Origin of the sequence: Lysinibacillus alkalisoli (genome assembly GCF_014643595.1) — a bacterium.
GTDB lineage: Bacteria > Bacillota > Bacilli > Bacillales_A > Planococcaceae > Metalysinibacillus > Metalysinibacillus alkalisoli.
Map to the genome: position 1 here is coordinate 198,699 of NZ_BMJT01000006.1, position 15,700 is coordinate 214,398.

Genomic DNA, 15,700 nt, shown 5'->3' on the forward strand with positions numbered 1-15,700 from the left:
TTTAGTGCCTGTTTTCTTAAATCAAGTAGCGGTAAAACTTTATTTGTAGGACCACTTACTTTACTTTCTTCCTGTTATTCATTTCAATTAAGTTCGAAATTAATTGAGTTTTTATTTGATTGTTATCTGTATTAGTCGGTGAGCCTTCAACGATTTTTTTAGTGGCCTTTATAACTTCATCCATAGATAATGAATCAAATATACCTAGAGCAGCTATTTCTACACTCAAACTCTCAATCATTTCTCGTTTTTTATGCTCTACTGTATTCTTTCGCTCCTGCATCGCAGCCTTAACCCTACCTTCATACTGAGTATTCCGCTTATGATTCATCATCAACTCATCTAAATTAATCATAATATCCTCGTACTTATACATCGCAGCAAAGTCATTGTTACGAATGGCATTTAACATTGGCTGAATAATCTTCATGTCTTTTTTAGCTGTCTGCCTCAGCACATTTGATGTAATAATTTCATCTTCATTATTTTCATCAAATAGTGCACGTTCCTGAGCCAGTATAAAGAGGTTTACGGCTACAGATGTGATGCCTTGGCATTCTTCGTAAAACGTCTTTTTAACGTCTTCTGTAAGCGGAGAGCGTATTTTTAAGCATTGTAATTCCCATAGTGTTTCTAAAAAGAACTCCCATTCTTCACTATGCTCGTCCATACGGTCCCAAATAATTGCACCATCACTTGCCGCACGTCTTGCTTGGCGAAAGTTACCTTTAAATAATTGCTGTGCCTTTGATGTGCCAATTAAAACGGTTGGAATGCCAACAGTGTTTGAAAGTGTTACAAAGAAGTTCAGCATTTCTTCTTGATCATTTTTTGCATGTAGTAAATGCTGGATTTCATCAATATATTTGTGCGCCTGTTCCTCGTCTTCTCGTAAATGGTGTAATGCTCGGATTCGTTCAAGGAATGATTTATCTAACGGGTTACGTGCTAAATAGCCTCTACGAATTAACGTTGATAAACGACGCTCAACTTCAAAATGAATTGGTAACGGCTGAATGAAGTTTTTTACTCGCTTTAGTACGTGATAGCGAATATTAGTTTCACTTTGCTTATCTTGCTCGCTAATACGTGGTGTTACCATAAAGCGGTCCAATACATCATCTTCACTAAAAATAGGCGGGAGCGCTTCGATGAATGGGTTCTGAGCATATTCTGTCAGCTGTTGTAGCTTGTAATTTGCTTCCTCTACATCGCCTTTTAATACGACATTATTCATCTTTTCCAAACTGCTCATCTCGCTTCCGTTTTAATTTCTCCATTAGGCGTGAAGGTGCTTTATTTTCTGGATGCTGTTCTATTTTTGTACGTGATGCTAAATCAATAATTTCAGCAGGTTGCTCCTCGACAATAGGGGATAAATCAAACTTTTCCTCTTCACGATTAGCAGCTTTCTCAATCGCCTTATTATCTCGGATGGCGGAAAGCTTTTCTTTTTTGCTTGTCGGCTGATGCTGTGCCTGTTTCTTCTTTTTCTCTGCTGCCCTAATAATTTGGTCCATCATCGTATCTGCATTAATCGATAGCTGTATTTGTTTGGCACGTTCTTCTTCTTCTAACTCATTTCGTAATTGTTGCTGGAACACAACCTCTTCTAGAAAATCAAGTCTATATTGTTGACTCGGCTCTAGCAAAATACAAGTTTCGTAATCCATACCATTATCATTCGGTATATAAATTTTATCTAAATGGCGTGGATCATATACGATATCGATGCTTTTATTTTTCAGCTTTGCATACCACTGCTCTTCAATAGCTCGTTTCGAACCATATAATAAATTTTTGAACTTAATGCCTGCTCGCGAAATTGTTGCTCTACTACGTGGCAATACATTTAAACGTAAAATATCTCGGTCCACTGTTCGTAAGCGTCCTTTACGATTTTGAATGCCCCAGTTCCATAAATTAATCGGTGTTGGCACAATACCATCTGCAATCATTTCTTTTTCCATTGGATATTTATCAATAATTTTATGATTGTGCTGTAAAACTAGCGTAATGACGAGTGCTGTAAACTCCTTTAAATTTAACGTAGCATTTAAGCGATAATCTCGATCTCCACGCTCTCTGTATTCCTTTTGAATAGCGCCAGGTGCTTTTTGTTTTACCTTACCGTTAATTGTACGGAATTTACGCTCTACAATACCTTTCAAATCTCCTCGGTACGCTGTAGTATTTTCGATTTTGATATTTAAATTATTTAGAAGTCCTTCTACGGAATACCCCTCAAATTCACCTCGGTCGGCAATAATAATTTCAGGTAAATGATAGGTTGGCCATTGTTCCTTTGTAATATCGATGCCATACTGCTTACAGAATTCAACCTTATCAGCGACCATATTATCTAAAGCCATCATTGCTCCAAGCCATGAAGGTCCTTCTAAACCTACGTAAATACCTGTAATAATACGTGAGTAAACATCCACAATAGCGTAAATAACAGGTCTACCAATAATTCGATTTACATCAAAAGAACTCACTAAGTAAATGTCCGCTATAGTTGCATCAACTTGAAAACGTGTACCAGGTCCATTCGTTTCCACTTTAGAATTACTTAATATCGGACGATGTTTTAGCTCATATTCTTTTGCACTTTTACGAAATTCAATATCTTTCTTCGGATCTTCTAATTTCTTGAACCAATAATAGAACTGGTGGTATGACGGAATACGATTAGATTCCCAAATACGATAATGCATTTCGCCATTTTCCTTATAACGGTCCGAATAAAAATCCATTAAAATAAAACTGTACACGTCCTTTAAGGAATAGTTATTTTCTTTACGGTAGTATTTGTTTATTGCATGCTCAAATTGTGTTTTAATTTCATCGGTAATGTTTATCCCACTTCGATATTCACCATTAATAGTAACTCTACGTGGTCGACCTACTTTTTCATCGTTCAATTTTTTTGTTTTGCCTCGACCACCTGAGTTTGCATAATCAGGAAGCATCGCATTTTTATTCATCCCACGCTGCCAATAACGACTGAGTAATTTTTTTACCTTTGTTGGAGTAACGTTCAATCTTTCAGCTATCTCTTTAATCTTCATTTCCCTGCCATTCTTCTGAAGCAAATTATGCATTTCTTCTAAACAGTACGTTTGAATGATTTCCCAATCATCGTTTCGCTTTTGAAATTGAACTTCAGTTAATTCATCTTCTACAACTGCACGTGCAAAAGGATCAGTGATAATAAGCCATTCATTTTGTTCTATATCTGTTATCAATGATGAATAGAGTTCTTTTTTAGGCATAGATGTATTAGCATCAATATTTACGATATACACATAAGATTCTTTAATTTCAATAATACGAATACGTGTTGAATCTTTTACAGATTGAAGTACTTGGTTGATATAAATCATCCATATTTCACCTTCTTCAATTTACTTTCATTAATTGACTGAATGACAATCGGTTGCTCTACATTTAATGGCTCTAACATATCAATACGGAGCGTTTTAGTTGCGAGTAAATGATAAAACAGTGTCATACCACTACCTAAAGGCATATGCGTATCCTTATCAAACTCATTCGTAATAGCTCTGATACTTTCGTTATTCGTTAAAAGACGTTGTAATAGTACCGTATCTAAATCTTCAATATACTCAGCACTTAGGCTTTGAAAAGCATCATAATGCTCAAGGCTATAATAATCATGAATGTAGCTAATGTTTCGTGCCATTTCTTTCGGGATTTCTAGCTCTGTTACAATGCCCCAATCAATCTGTCTTCTTTCCCAATACACACGCTCAATCTCAAACTTTTCAAGAACGCGCTCTTTTAATAGGTCATCTTTCATCTTGATTGTCCTAGCTACTTCAAACACGCCTTGTCCTTTATCTATCGTTAATAAAAAATCCGTTGTCATCACAATAGGTTCGCCAGTTTTAGGATCAGTAGAATGTTTTATACCTAACTCATCTGCAATGACTATTGTTTCTTCCAACGGCAATAAAGGAAACTGTTCTCGAATATCAATAACAGCATCTGAATATTCAGTTAGGTAAAAGTAGTTTCGTTCCAAATCGGATAAAAACTCATGTTGCCTACTCGTCTTTATCCCTTTTAACCGAGTAGAACGACCTAATGAAGATACATCCTGAATTTTAACCACGGCTTATAATCCATACCAATACCAGAGCCTCGGCCTTCTTTTATCCATTTTTCAACTTTAGATGTTCTAGTTCTTTTTGACATAAAAACACCCCTTTAGACCACTATAATCTAAAGGGGTAAAACGGTGCAACTTTTTTACAAACGGTATAACTTTATTCAAAACGGTACATCTTTTTTATAAACGGTACGACTTTATTTTAAATCTACAAAATCAACACATCAAGTATTTCTATTATTCTACCGTCACGCTTTTTGCTAAGTTACGTGGTTTGTCTACGTCGCAGCGACGGTGTAGGGCTGCGTAATAGCTAATGAGCTGTAGTGGCACAACAGCTACTAATGGTGTGAGTAACTCATGCACTTGTGGTAGGACAAGGTGGTCACCCTCTTCTGCGACGCCTTCCATTGCGATAATGCAAGCATGTGCGCCACGTGCCGCTACTTCTTTCACATTGCCACGAATGTTTAAAGCTACCGCTTCTTGCGTCACAAGCGCAAATACAGGTGTGCCCTCTTCAATTAAAGCGATGGTGCCATGTTTTAATTCGCCACCTGCAAAGCCCTCTGCTTGAATGTACGAAATCTCTTTGAGTTTTAATGCTCCTTCCATTGCCACATAGTAATCCATATTACGCCCAATAAAGAAGGCATTACGGGCAATTGGTAAGTAAGCTAATGCAATTTCTTCAATAGCTGCTTTGGCATCCACCATCACTTGAATAGCATTTGCGGCAATCGCTAATTCTTGCTTTACATCCATTACTTTATCCTCTGCAATGGCATAGGCAGCTATTGCTAACACAGCGATTTGTGCTACATAAGCTTTTGTTGAAGCGACAGCGATTTCTGGACCTGCATGTAATAATAGCGTATGGTCAGCCTCACGTGATAATGTTGAACCTTGTACATTAGTAATGGTCAGTGACGGGTAACCAAGCTCCTTTATTTTGACAAGCACTTGGCGGCTATCTGCTGTTTCACCTGATTGGGTAATGAAAATAAATAATGGTTTTTGTGATAATAATGGCATATTATAACCGAACTCACTCGAAATATGCACTTCGACTGGTTTTTGTGCCATCTTCTCAAAATATTGTTTGCCTACTAAGCCTGCATGATAGCTTGTGCCTGCTGCAATAATGTAGAGGCGATCAGCTTGTTGCAGTGCCTGTTTTATTTCAGGCGCAATGGTTAGGTCACCTAATTCACTCTCATAGGCTTTACTAATTTTACGAATAACACTTGGCTGCTCATCCATCTCTTTTAACATATAATGTGGGTAAGCTCCTTTTTCAATGTCACTCATATCTAATGCTACGGTATATGGCTCACGTGTTAGCACTGTGCCTTCTAATGTCGTAATCGTCACTTGCTCTTTTGTAACAATCACTACTTCTTTGTCGTGTAACTCAATATAACGGTCTGTCACTTGTAGCATAGCCATTGCATCAGAGGCAACCACATTAAACCCTTCACCAACACCTACTAATAGCGGACTTTTATTTTTGGCTACATAGATTGTTGTTGTATCATTAGCATCTAGTAAAGCGATGGCATAAGAGCCATGTAGCAAGCCTAATGTTTTGCGAAACGCTTGCTCTGTTGTTAAGCCCTCTGTAACAAATAAATCAATGAGTTGTACGATAACCTCTGTATCTGTATCAGACTGCATCTCAATCCCTTTTAAATACGTATTTTGTAAGAGATGGTAGTTCTCGATTACACCATTGTGCACAAGTGTAAAACGACCTGTTGCGCTTTGGTGGGGATGCGCATTTAAGCGATTAGGTACACCATGTGTTGCCCAGCGCGTATGCCCTATACCAATCGTTGTTTCTACATGCCAATCAATGGCACCACGCAAATCTGCAATGCGACCTTTTTCTTTAAAAAGCGTCACACCATCATTGTTGTGCACCGCAATACCAGCCGAATCATAACCGCGGTATTCTAGTTTTTCTAACCCTTTCACTAAAATATCTTTTGCGTCATTTAATCCTGCATATCCTACAATCCCACACATAAAAATCCCTCTATTCTTTTATTTTATGCAGACAACACTGACCTGTCCGAGCAATTGCTTGCTTGTTTTACAGTGTGTTAACGATTTGCATGACCGAGAGGCATCCGCCGACTGTTCGATTAACCTCTTCCTCGTCTGCTAAGTGATTGTAATTTACTTAGCACTGGCGCTATTATTGTTTTCTTGTAGGCTGTACCCAACCCTCCTTACCATTTTTGACTAGCATATCATACAAAAAAATACGCCTATACGTCAATAATTAAATTACGAATCCATAAAAAAACTTGTGGATAGTAATAATCCACAAGCTTAACAGACATTGTTAATGACCGAGGACTAGCATTTTTACCATTTCACGATTAAATGCGGGTAAATCATCTGGTGTACGGCTTGTTACGAGTTGATTTTGACATACGACCACTTCTTGATCATGGAAGTTGGCTCTCGCATTCTCTAAATCGACTTGTATGGATTTATAACCTGTAACATCCCGTCCCTCTAATGTGCGTGCTGTAATCAATAATTGTGGTCCATGACATATCGCAAAAACAGGTTTTTTAGCATCCATAAATGCTTTAGCAAAGGCTACCATACGGTCATCCGCACGTAAAATGTCTGGTGAAAAACCACCAGGGATAAATAAAGCATCGAAGTCATCAGGTGAAACATCCGCAATACTGTGCTGTACGTCTACCTTAGCTCCGTGTTTGCCTTCTACACTTGCCCCCATGCCACCTTCAAAACCTACTGTCACGACTTCATGATTTGCATCTAGTAGTGCCTTCTCCGGACTTGTGTACTCAACATCTTCAAATAAGTCTGCGATTACTGTTGCTACTCTTGCCATAATTTTAGCACTCCTTTATTTTGTGATTCTTTATCCATCTTCCCCTGTCGACAGTAAAATAAACGTTAAAAGCTTTTTAACCCTATATCGCGTCTTTTGCGCTACTCTAAAAAATAACGATAAAATAAGAAAAGTGGTAAAGGGGAATGTTATTCTCCTTTACCACTTAAGCGGCCTTAATCTACTCTTGTAAGCCCATTTCTGCACGTACTACATCTGCAATTTCATGTACATAGGTTTCGCAGTCTGTTTGTGTCGCTGCTTCCACCATTACACGTACTAATGGCTCTGTACCAGAAGCACGCACTAACACACGTCCATTACCTGCCATACGCTCTTCTACAGCAGCAATCACTGTTGCTACTTTCTCGTTTTGTGTAACAGCATGTTTATCTGTTACGCGTACATTCACTAATTCTTGCGGATAAATCTTCATCTCAGCCGCTAATTCTGATAGTTTTTTGTTTGTTTCTTTCATAATCGCTACTAACTGAATCCCTGTTAATAAGCCATCACCTGTTGTATTGAAATCTAAAAATACAATATGCCCTGATTGCTCGCCACCAAAATTATAGTCATGTGCGCGCATTTCTTCCACTACATAGCGGTCACCGACACCTGTTTGTACACTATGCATACCATTATTTTCGAGTGCTTTATAAAAGCCCATATTACTCATAACGGTTGATACAACCGTTGATTTTTTCAATATACCTTTATCGTTTAAATATTTCCCAACAATATACATGATTTGGTCACCATCGACAATGTTACCATCTTCGTCAACCGCAATAATACGGTCACCGTCGCCATCAAATGCTAAACCTACATCTGCACCACGATCTTTTACAAAAGCTGCTAATTTTTTAGGGTGTGTAGAGCCAACACCTTCATTAATATTTAAACCATCTGGTGAAGCACCCATTGTCGAAATATCCGCTTCTAAATCTGCAAATAAATGCGCCGCCAAACCTGATGTTGCACCATGTGCACAATCAAGTGCGACATGGATGCCTTCAAACTCTACATCTACCGTTTGTTTTAAGTAGTGTAAATATTTTTGTCCACCTTCAAAATAATCTGTAACAGAGCCTAAATCTCCGCCTACTGGGCGTGGCAATGTGTCAGTTGTTGCATCTAATAATTGTTCAATTTCTTGTTCTTGTTCATCTGATAATTTAAAGCCATCCGGCCCGAAAAATTTAATACCATTATCAGCTACAGGGTTGTGTGAGGCAGAAATCATAATACCTGCTTCTGCATTCATAATGCGTGTTAAGTAGGCGACACCTGGTGTACTAATAACGCCTAAACGCATTACTTCAACACCTATGGATAACAGACCAGCTACAAGTGCACCTTCTAGCATCTCACCAGAGATACGTGTATCGCGACCAATAATTACTTTTGCGCGACTTGTTGCATTTTTCGTTAACGTATAACCACCTGCACGCCCTAGCTTAAATGCTAATTCAGGCGTTAGTTCCGTGTTTGCTACGCCACGTACGCCGTCTGTTCCAAAATATTTACCCATTCGTTTTCTCTCCTTCAATACCAATTTATACAGGATATTTACTCTTTTGTTTCTGTACTTTCTGGTTGTTCCGTTGTTTCTTTGGCATCCTCTTCTTCTACAGGTTTTTCTTCTTTATTATCCTGTTGTGCCTCGTTCTCTACATTAGGCGTTTCATTAGGTTTAGGATCTATTGGTGTTTCGATGGCTGTTTGACGCACTTCTACTTTTACCTTAATCGTATCCTCACTTAATTTCTTTACGCCCTCTGGCTTAGGTATAGTAATAGTGTATGTTTTACTCTCGGTTACTTTGCCTAAATCTAATGGCACATCAATACTCTCCATAACATCAACAATTGATTTGGAGCCATATACGGTAACACTTTGTTGTTCTGCGCTTACATTTACTACTTCTAAACCTGCTTTTACATTACCTGTTTGTGAGATTTTAATTGGAATTTCTTGACTATATTCACCAACATCAACATCCACTTTTACTTTCTCTGGTTTTACAGTCACATCTAATTTATTTAAATCTCGATCTAGCACGCGTACGCTTGCTTCTTGCGAGAATGCACCCTTGATTGTACTATCACCATCAATTGTGGCTTTGACATAACTAATACTATCAATCACACTTTTAGCACCTGTGACATAAACCGTTGCAGGGTTTACCTTCATATCTTTTAATACATAACCATCTGCAATATTACCTCGGTTCATTTCAGGGTCTACGCGAAATTCTTTTGTTACTTTCTCTTCAATCTCAATATCTATGCTACGCGGTTCAATCGCAACATCAATCTTATCTGAAATATTTTCGTATTGTAATTTCACTTTATGCTTACCAAGTACGAGTTGATTTAAATCCACAAAAACTTTAAAATCTTTTGTTGCACGTAATGGCAAAACAAGTTGTAACGGCCCACTCACCCGAACATCTACGGTTTGCGGTACGCCTGTTACAATTAAATTATCTGTATCGTAATACACCTCTACAGGTACATCGCGAATAATATCTTCTTGCTCATTAACGGCTATGCGTTTTGTTGTATCTAAATCTGAACGAACTGAGAAGAATAATAAAATCGCTAGACCTAGTGCTGTAATACGTAACACCCATGGGCTATCCATCATTTTATCCATTTTTCTTCCCCCTCCACGTCCATTTTGAGGTGGTCACTTCTTCAGCTTTAGGACCGAACCATTGCAAACGCAGTAGCTCTGTAAATTGATCTAACGACAAATCACGATTTAAATTGCCGTTACTTGCCACACTAATACTCCCTGTCTCCTCTGATACGACAATAGTAATCGCATCTGTCACTTCACTTAAACCAAGTGCAGCTCTATGCCTTGTGCCCAGTTCTTTCGAGATAAATGGATTTTCGGAAAGAGGCAAATAACAAGCTGCTGCCATAATCTTTTGGCGCTGAATAATGACAGCACCATCATGTAGTGGTGTATTAGGTATGAAAATATTAATAAGTAACTCGGATGTAATATCTGCATCTGTTTGTATGCCTGTTTCAATATATTCATTTAAACCTGTGTCTTTTTCAATCGAAATTAAAGCTCCTATACGGCGCTTTGCCATATAACTCACAGATTTCTTCATTGCTTCAATTAAACGTGTTTGTTCTTCTTCTAGTTGGCTCGTTGAACGTTGAAATAATCGTCCTCTACCTAATTGCTCTAATGCGCGGCGAATCTCTGGCTGGAAGATAATAATAATGGCTAAAAATCCGAACTCAATAACTTGTTTTAGCATCCATTCTAATGTTTCTAAGCCAAAGAACCATGTGCCGATGCGAGCGAGTATGATTACAAAAATACCTTTTAATAGTTGGACAGCTTTTGTACCTTGAATTAATGTAAGTACTTTGTAAATGACATACCACACTAGCATAATATCAATAATGTTTACTAAAATACTTAGTGGCGCTAAGTCTGTAAACTGTTCAAAAAATTGCATGTGGCATCCCCCACTTTTCTTGCGAATACATACATCAACAGTATAGCATATTACGCCTAAACTCCGCTTTTCAAAGCCTATAGTCACCAATAAAATTTATTAAACTTTTAACAACAGCCATAAAAATAGAGCTATTGAGTTTTTCCCTCTACTCAACAGCTCTTAAACGTTTAATTTTCTTGCTCAGCTTTACCATTCATCGCAAAAACATCATTCGTCACTTTTTTTATTTTATACCAAAGCCAGTCAAAGGCTTCATTTATCTCTTCAATTTGACCAGTTACCATCGCTGTAGATGCCATATACTTACCATTGATGACCGTAATATTGCCATCAACTTCTCCCTCAACAACAATATCGCCATTCCTTACCACGATATCTCCTTTTACAACTTCACCTTTTGGTACAATCACAGTTTGACCGTCTACCACTAAGTTAGGTTGCTTTGTTACTGAGAATTGCTGATCATCTTTAAAACTGCTAAATAATGTTGCACTCATCAATAAACAAAAGACAGCGGCAGCAATCAATAGTGGATGTTGTCTTAACCATTTTTGCACACCCATGCGATGCTTCTGTTTAGGTAATTTAGCCATTACAGACGCTTCAAAATGCAGAGGTGCTGCTACATGCGTTGCGCTCTTTACAAACGCAATAGTGTCACTTAACTCATGCATATGTTGCTGGCAGTCGCTACAACGTTGCAAGTGCTTTTTTAACTCCTGCTCATGTTCACGACTAATATCGCCATCTAAATAATCATGCATATATTCAACAATATGCTCTGGACAATTACCCATGATGCCCCCTCCTCCTACAGATTCTTCAACTGCTTGCGCAATGCCTCACGCCCGCGATGAAGTCTCGTTTTGACAGTACCAACTGGCATATCAACAATTTCGCTAATTTCCTGCAGTGATAGCTCTTCAATGTATTTTAAAACAATAATCGTTCGGTATTTGTCTGATAAACGACTGATTTCATATTGAATTCGTTCCTGCAGCTCCATCTCTTCTACTTGTTGGACGGGCAACGGCTCACTCGCAGCAATTTGTGAGTACATATTTAAGCCTTCTGTTCCGGCTACCTCAGCATCTAGGTAATAATCAGGCTTTTTTTTGCGAATTCGATCAATACATAGATTTGTCGCAATGCGGTAGATCCAAGTGGAAAATTTTCTATTTTGATCAAAAGTATGCAAATTGGTATATGCACGTACAAATGCTTCCTGTGTGATATCTTCCGCCTCTTGCTTATTGCCAAGCATTCGATAACATACTTGATACAGCCTACCTTGATAGAGACTCACGATATCGGCGAATGCGCTTTGATCGCCTTTGAGCACTTGTCGTATTCGTTTGTTCAATAACGCATCCATTCCGTGTCTTCCTCTCTAACTTAGCACTGTCTTCTATATTATACGGTTGATGGACAGGAAAGTTTCATTTTCTCTTATTATAACAAAATTTTTTCACCTCTGTCGGCATAACTGTTATAACGTCTTATGAACAAAAAAAGCCCTAAAATAAAATAAATCAGCGAATATATTTCCGCTGATTTTATAGTGCATCATCTTATACAAGTGTCTCTCCGAATAATGAACCAATCAACTCTACTGCTACATTAGCTGTTTGATTCTTTTCATCTAAAATAGGGTTTACCTCTACAAACTCTGCTGATGTTACCATACCAGACTCTTGTAACATCTCCATTGCAAGATGGCTTTCTCGGTAGGTGATACCGCCTGGTACAGGTGTACCAACACCTGGTGTATATAGTGGATCTAATCCATCTAAGTCTAATGATAAATGTAAACCATCCACATTGCGGTCTTTTAAGTACTGAATAGCATCTTCCATAACATGTGTCATACCAAGACGATCAATCTCATGCATCGTATAGACTTTGATGCCTTGCTCTTTAATTAACTCGCGTTCCCCTGGGTCAACAGAGCGTGCCCCAATAATGATAACGTTCTCTGGCTTTACTTTAGGTACGTAGTTACGAATGTTAATCAGGCGCTCATGCCCAAGCCCTACACTCACTGCTAATGGCATACCATGGATATTACCTGACGGTGTTGTTTCGTCTGTATTTAAATCTGCATGTGCATCATACCAAATTACGCCCAGATTTTCATAATGGTCACCTAAACCAGCAAGTGTACCAATAGCAATACTATGGTCGCCACCTAGAACAAGCGGAAATTTTTTATCTTCTAATACGCCATGTACACGATTAGCTAATGTTGTACTAACGTCTACAATCTCTTCTAAATTACGCAACTTCTCATTTGCATCATTCTCTTTGTGATCTTGACTAACATGAATGTCACCTAAGTCTTGTACAGTGTGACCAATCGCCTCTAAGCGTTGTACAACACCTGCGTAGCGAATGGCACTAGGCCCCATATCTACGCCTCTTCGTGTTTGACCGTAATCTGACGGAACGCCAATAATAGAAACATTTAAATTATTCATGTTCTTATACCCCCTTTGATGTATGTTTACATTGTAAACGCTAACACCCTGTCGGTTCAACCTAACATTTTAATGTATAAATATTCATTTATAACATAAAAAAAACTACATACAATATGTAGATAACATGTTTTATAAAACTGGTGAGCCATGCAGGATTCGAACCTGCGACCCTCTGATTAAAAGTCAGATGCTCTACCAACTGAGCTAATGGCTCTAGAAAATAAAAAAAATGGCTGGGGTACTAGGATTCGAACCTAGGGAATGACGGAATCAAAATCCGCTGCCTTACCGCTTGGCTATACCCCAATCATTTTATAAAACTGGTGGAGAGGGACGGATTCGAACCGCCGAACCCTAAGGAGCGGATTTACAGTCCGCCGCGTTTAGCCACTTCGCTACCTCTCCAAAATGCTAGTTATTAATGGTGGAGAATGACGGGCTCGAACCGCCGACCCTCTGCTTGTAAGGCAGATGCTCTCCCAGCTGAGCTAATTCTCCATTAGCACATAGCATTTTTATAAAAATGGTGACCCCTACGGGATTCGAACCCGTGTTACCGCCGTGAAAGGGCGGTGTCTTAACCGCTTGACCAAGGGGCCTTGTTATACTTCTCAAACAAGACAAGATTTATTATATACAATATTGTTTGTTTAAGCAATACTTTTTTTGATTTTTTCAAAAAAAAATGGCTCCGAAGGTAGGGCTCGAACCTACGACCGATCGGTTAACAGCCGATTGCTCTACCACTGAGCTACTTCGGAACAACATTATCTCAAGCACAAATACTATTATAACAAGTTTAATATTATATGCAAGTTCTTTTTATCAAAAAAATTAATGTTTTTCATTATTTCATGTAATTGACTTAATCACCTTACGTAATGCTTCATACTTCTACTTTAATGCCTTTTTATCTTGACTTGCTTTTTCTGACACTGTTACAATTAGTACTAATTGAATATGTTTGAATTTTCTTTATTTTTAGCATTTTCAATAGTTCACTAAGGGGGTAATGTTTATGGCAGTAAATTTAATTGCACCAGATCAGTACAATATTACGCAAGAAGTAGAGCAATTTGGTCATTTAGATGATCGCGAAGCAATACGTTGGCTAAATGCGGAGGGGGACCGCCAAATCGTCTCGTATAAACAGCTCGTTGAAAAGATGAACCAATATGCACACACATTAACAAATGCCGGGTTAAAGACTGGAGACCGCGTTTTAGTCATTATTCCACGTCTACCAGAAGCTTATTATATCTTTTTAGGTTGTTTAAAAGCTGGTCTTGTACCAATTTCATGCTCTGAGATGTTACGTGCTAAAGACTTAGAATACCGCATGCAGCACGCTGGAGCTAGCGGCATTATTTCTTATCACTTATTTACTGAAGAGGTTGATAAAATCTCTGATGATGTAGAAGCAATGAAGATTAAATTAGTGATTGGAAATGCACATGGTAGCTGGCTTTCTTTAAATGAGCAAGCACTCAGTCAGTCTACACAATTTACTGCTGCTAATACTCATCGTGATGATATGGCTTTCTTATCTTATACTTCAGGCACTACAGGCAATCCAAAAGGTGTTGTGCACTCTCATGGTTGGGGCTATGCTCACGTGCGTACAGCAGCTACTAAATGGCTTGGTGTGCATGAAGGCGATTTAGTTTGGGCAACTGCTGCACCTGGTTGGCAAAAATGGGTTTGGAGTCCCTTCTTATCAACTATTATGCTGGGTGCAACCGCTTTTGTTTATCATGGTGGCTTTGATGCTAAAACCTACTTACAACTCTTACAAGACGAGAAGGTTAACGTGTTATGTTGCACACCAACAGAGTATCGTATTATGGCGAAACTTGATAATTTAGACGATTATAATTTAACAGCATTGCGAAGCGCAGTATCTGCAGGAGAGCCACTTAACCGTCCTGTTATCGAAACCTTCCATAAGCACTTTAATTTAAAAGTACGTGATGGCTATGGTCAAACTGAAAATACATTACTCGTTGGTACATTAGAAGATACCGAGTTACGTCCTGGTTCAATGGGTAAACCAACACCTGGTAATCGTGTATGTATTATTGATCCTGAAGGCAATGAAACTCGCGTAGGAGAAGTAGGAGACATCGCTGTACATCGTTCAACACCTGCATTATTTAAAGAATACTATAGAGAATTAGAACGTACTCAAGCGGCATTTAGAGGTGATTGGTACATTACTGGCGACCAAGCTTACCGTGATGAAGAAGGCTATTTCTGGTTTGAAGGACGTGGCGATGACATCATCATTTCTTCGGGTTATACAATTGGACCATTTGAAGTAGAAGACGCCTTAAACAAACATGCTGCTGTGCAAGAATGCGCGGTTGTTGCTGCGCCAGACGAAATTCGTGGCAATATTGTAAAAGCATTTATTGTCTTAAGAGAATCTCATAAAGATCAAGGCAATGAGTTATTAGTGAAAGAATTACAAGAGCATGTCAAAGAAATGACAGCACCTTATAAATACCCACGTAGCATTGTCTTTTTAGATGAGTTACCTAAAACTACTTCAGGTAAAATTCGCCGTGTCGAATTACGAGCGCAACACTAATTTAATCATATATATCAAATCAAAAACCCCTGTTACGATTTTCGTAACAGGGGTTTTAATAAGTGCCTAGCAACGTTCTACTCTCGCAGGACCTACGTCCAACTACCATCGACGCTAAAGAGCTTAA

The 15,700-nt window shown here is 38.5% G+C and carries 11 protein-coding genes, 6 tRNA genes and 1 pseudogene; 1 reads left to right on the plus strand and 17 read right to left on the minus strand.

Going from position 1 to position 15,700, the window contains the following annotated elements:
• Positions 1 to 55: 55 nt before the first annotated feature.
• From IEW44_RS10730 to IEW44_RS10815, 17 genes and pseudogenes are all read right to left on the minus strand, one after another.
• Positions 56 to 1,237, minus strand: a complete 1,182-nt coding sequence (locus IEW44_RS10730; RefSeq protein ID WP_444543217.1) for an AAA family ATPase — start codon at positions 1,235 to 1,237, stop codon at positions 56 to 58.
• Complete coding sequence (locus tag IEW44_RS10735; RefSeq protein WP_188615050.1) at positions 1,230 to 3,386, minus strand: TnsB C-terminal domain-containing protein; 2,157 nt, start codon at positions 3,384 to 3,386, stop codon at positions 1,230 to 1,232. The genes IEW44_RS10730 and IEW44_RS10735 overlap by 8 nt, the downstream gene beginning before the upstream one ends.
• Positions 3,383 to 4,221: pseudogene (locus IEW44_RS10740) on the minus strand (TnsA endonuclease N-terminal domain-containing protein). The gene IEW44_RS10735 and the pseudogene IEW44_RS10740 overlap by 4 nt, the downstream one beginning before the upstream one ends.
• Positions 4,222 to 4,372: 151 nt before the next feature.
• On the minus strand, positions 4,373 to 6,163 hold the full coding sequence (gene glmS / locus IEW44_RS10750; RefSeq protein WP_188615051.1) for a glutamine--fructose-6-phosphate transaminase (isomerizing): 1,791 nt from the start codon (positions 6,161 to 6,163) through the stop codon (positions 4,373 to 4,375).
• A 322-nt stretch (positions 6,164 to 6,485) separates the two neighbouring features.
• Complete coding sequence (locus tag IEW44_RS10755) at positions 6,486 to 7,010, minus strand: type 1 glutamine amidotransferase domain-containing protein (protein WP_308421646.1); 525 nt, start codon at positions 7,008 to 7,010, stop codon at positions 6,486 to 6,488.
• 181 nt (positions 7,011 to 7,191) lie between these two features.
• A complete protein-coding gene (glmM, locus tag IEW44_RS10760; RefSeq protein ID WP_188615052.1) occupies positions 7,192 to 8,544 on the minus strand; it encodes a phosphoglucosamine mutase in 1,353 nt (450 codons plus the stop codon).
• Positions 8,545 to 8,582: 38 nt separating this feature from the next.
• Positions 8,583 to 9,671 carry a CdaR family protein gene (locus tag IEW44_RS10765; RefSeq protein WP_188615053.1) on the minus strand — a complete coding sequence of 363 codons (1,089 nt, stop codon included), beginning with the start codon at positions 9,669 to 9,671 and terminating at the stop codon, positions 8,583 to 8,585.
• Complete coding sequence (gene cdaA / locus IEW44_RS10770; protein WP_188615054.1) at positions 9,664 to 10,500, minus strand: diadenylate cyclase CdaA; 837 nt, start codon at positions 10,498 to 10,500, stop codon at positions 9,664 to 9,666. The genes IEW44_RS10765 and cdaA overlap by 8 nt, the downstream gene beginning before the upstream one ends.
• Positions 10,501 to 10,670: 170 nt before the next feature.
• Positions 10,671 to 11,300, minus strand: coding sequence for an anti-sigma factor family protein (locus IEW44_RS10775; protein ID WP_188615055.1), 630 nt, complete (start codon positions 11,298 to 11,300; stop codon positions 10,671 to 10,673).
• A 14-nt stretch (positions 11,301 to 11,314) separates the two neighbouring features.
• Positions 11,315 to 11,878, minus strand: a complete 564-nt coding sequence (gene sigW / locus IEW44_RS10780) for an RNA polymerase sigma factor SigW (RefSeq protein ID WP_188615056.1) — start codon at positions 11,876 to 11,878, stop codon at positions 11,315 to 11,317.
• A 196-nt stretch (positions 11,879 to 12,074) separates the two neighbouring features.
• Complete coding sequence (gene rocF, locus IEW44_RS10785; RefSeq protein WP_188615057.1) at positions 12,075 to 12,980, minus strand: arginase; 906 nt, start codon at positions 12,978 to 12,980, stop codon at positions 12,075 to 12,077.
• Positions 12,981 to 13,121: 141 nt separating this feature from the next.
• Positions 13,122 to 13,197 (minus strand) — tRNA-Lys (locus IEW44_RS10790).
• A 16-nt stretch (positions 13,198 to 13,213) separates the two neighbouring features.
• Positions 13,214 to 13,289 (minus strand) — tRNA-Gln (locus tag IEW44_RS10795).
• 15 nt (positions 13,290 to 13,304) lie between these two features.
• Positions 13,305 to 13,388: transfer RNA gene (locus tag IEW44_RS10800), tRNA-Tyr, on the minus strand.
• A gap of 17 nt (positions 13,389 to 13,405) precedes the next feature.
• A tRNA-Val gene (locus IEW44_RS10805) sits at positions 13,406 to 13,481 on the minus strand.
• A 26-nt stretch (positions 13,482 to 13,507) separates the two neighbouring features.
• Positions 13,508 to 13,582 (minus strand) — tRNA-Glu (locus IEW44_RS10810).
• An 87-nt stretch (positions 13,583 to 13,669) separates the two neighbouring features.
• Positions 13,670 to 13,744 (minus strand) — tRNA-Asn (locus tag IEW44_RS10815).
• 257 nt (positions 13,745 to 14,001) lie between these two features.
• On the opposite strand from IEW44_RS10815, the gene mbcS reads away from it, so the two are divergent.
• Complete coding sequence (mbcS, locus tag IEW44_RS10820; RefSeq protein WP_188615058.1) at positions 14,002 to 15,573, plus strand: acyl-CoA synthetase MbcS; 1,572 nt, start codon at positions 14,002 to 14,004, stop codon at positions 15,571 to 15,573.
• The last annotated feature ends 127 nt before the right edge of the window (positions 15,574 to 15,700 follow it).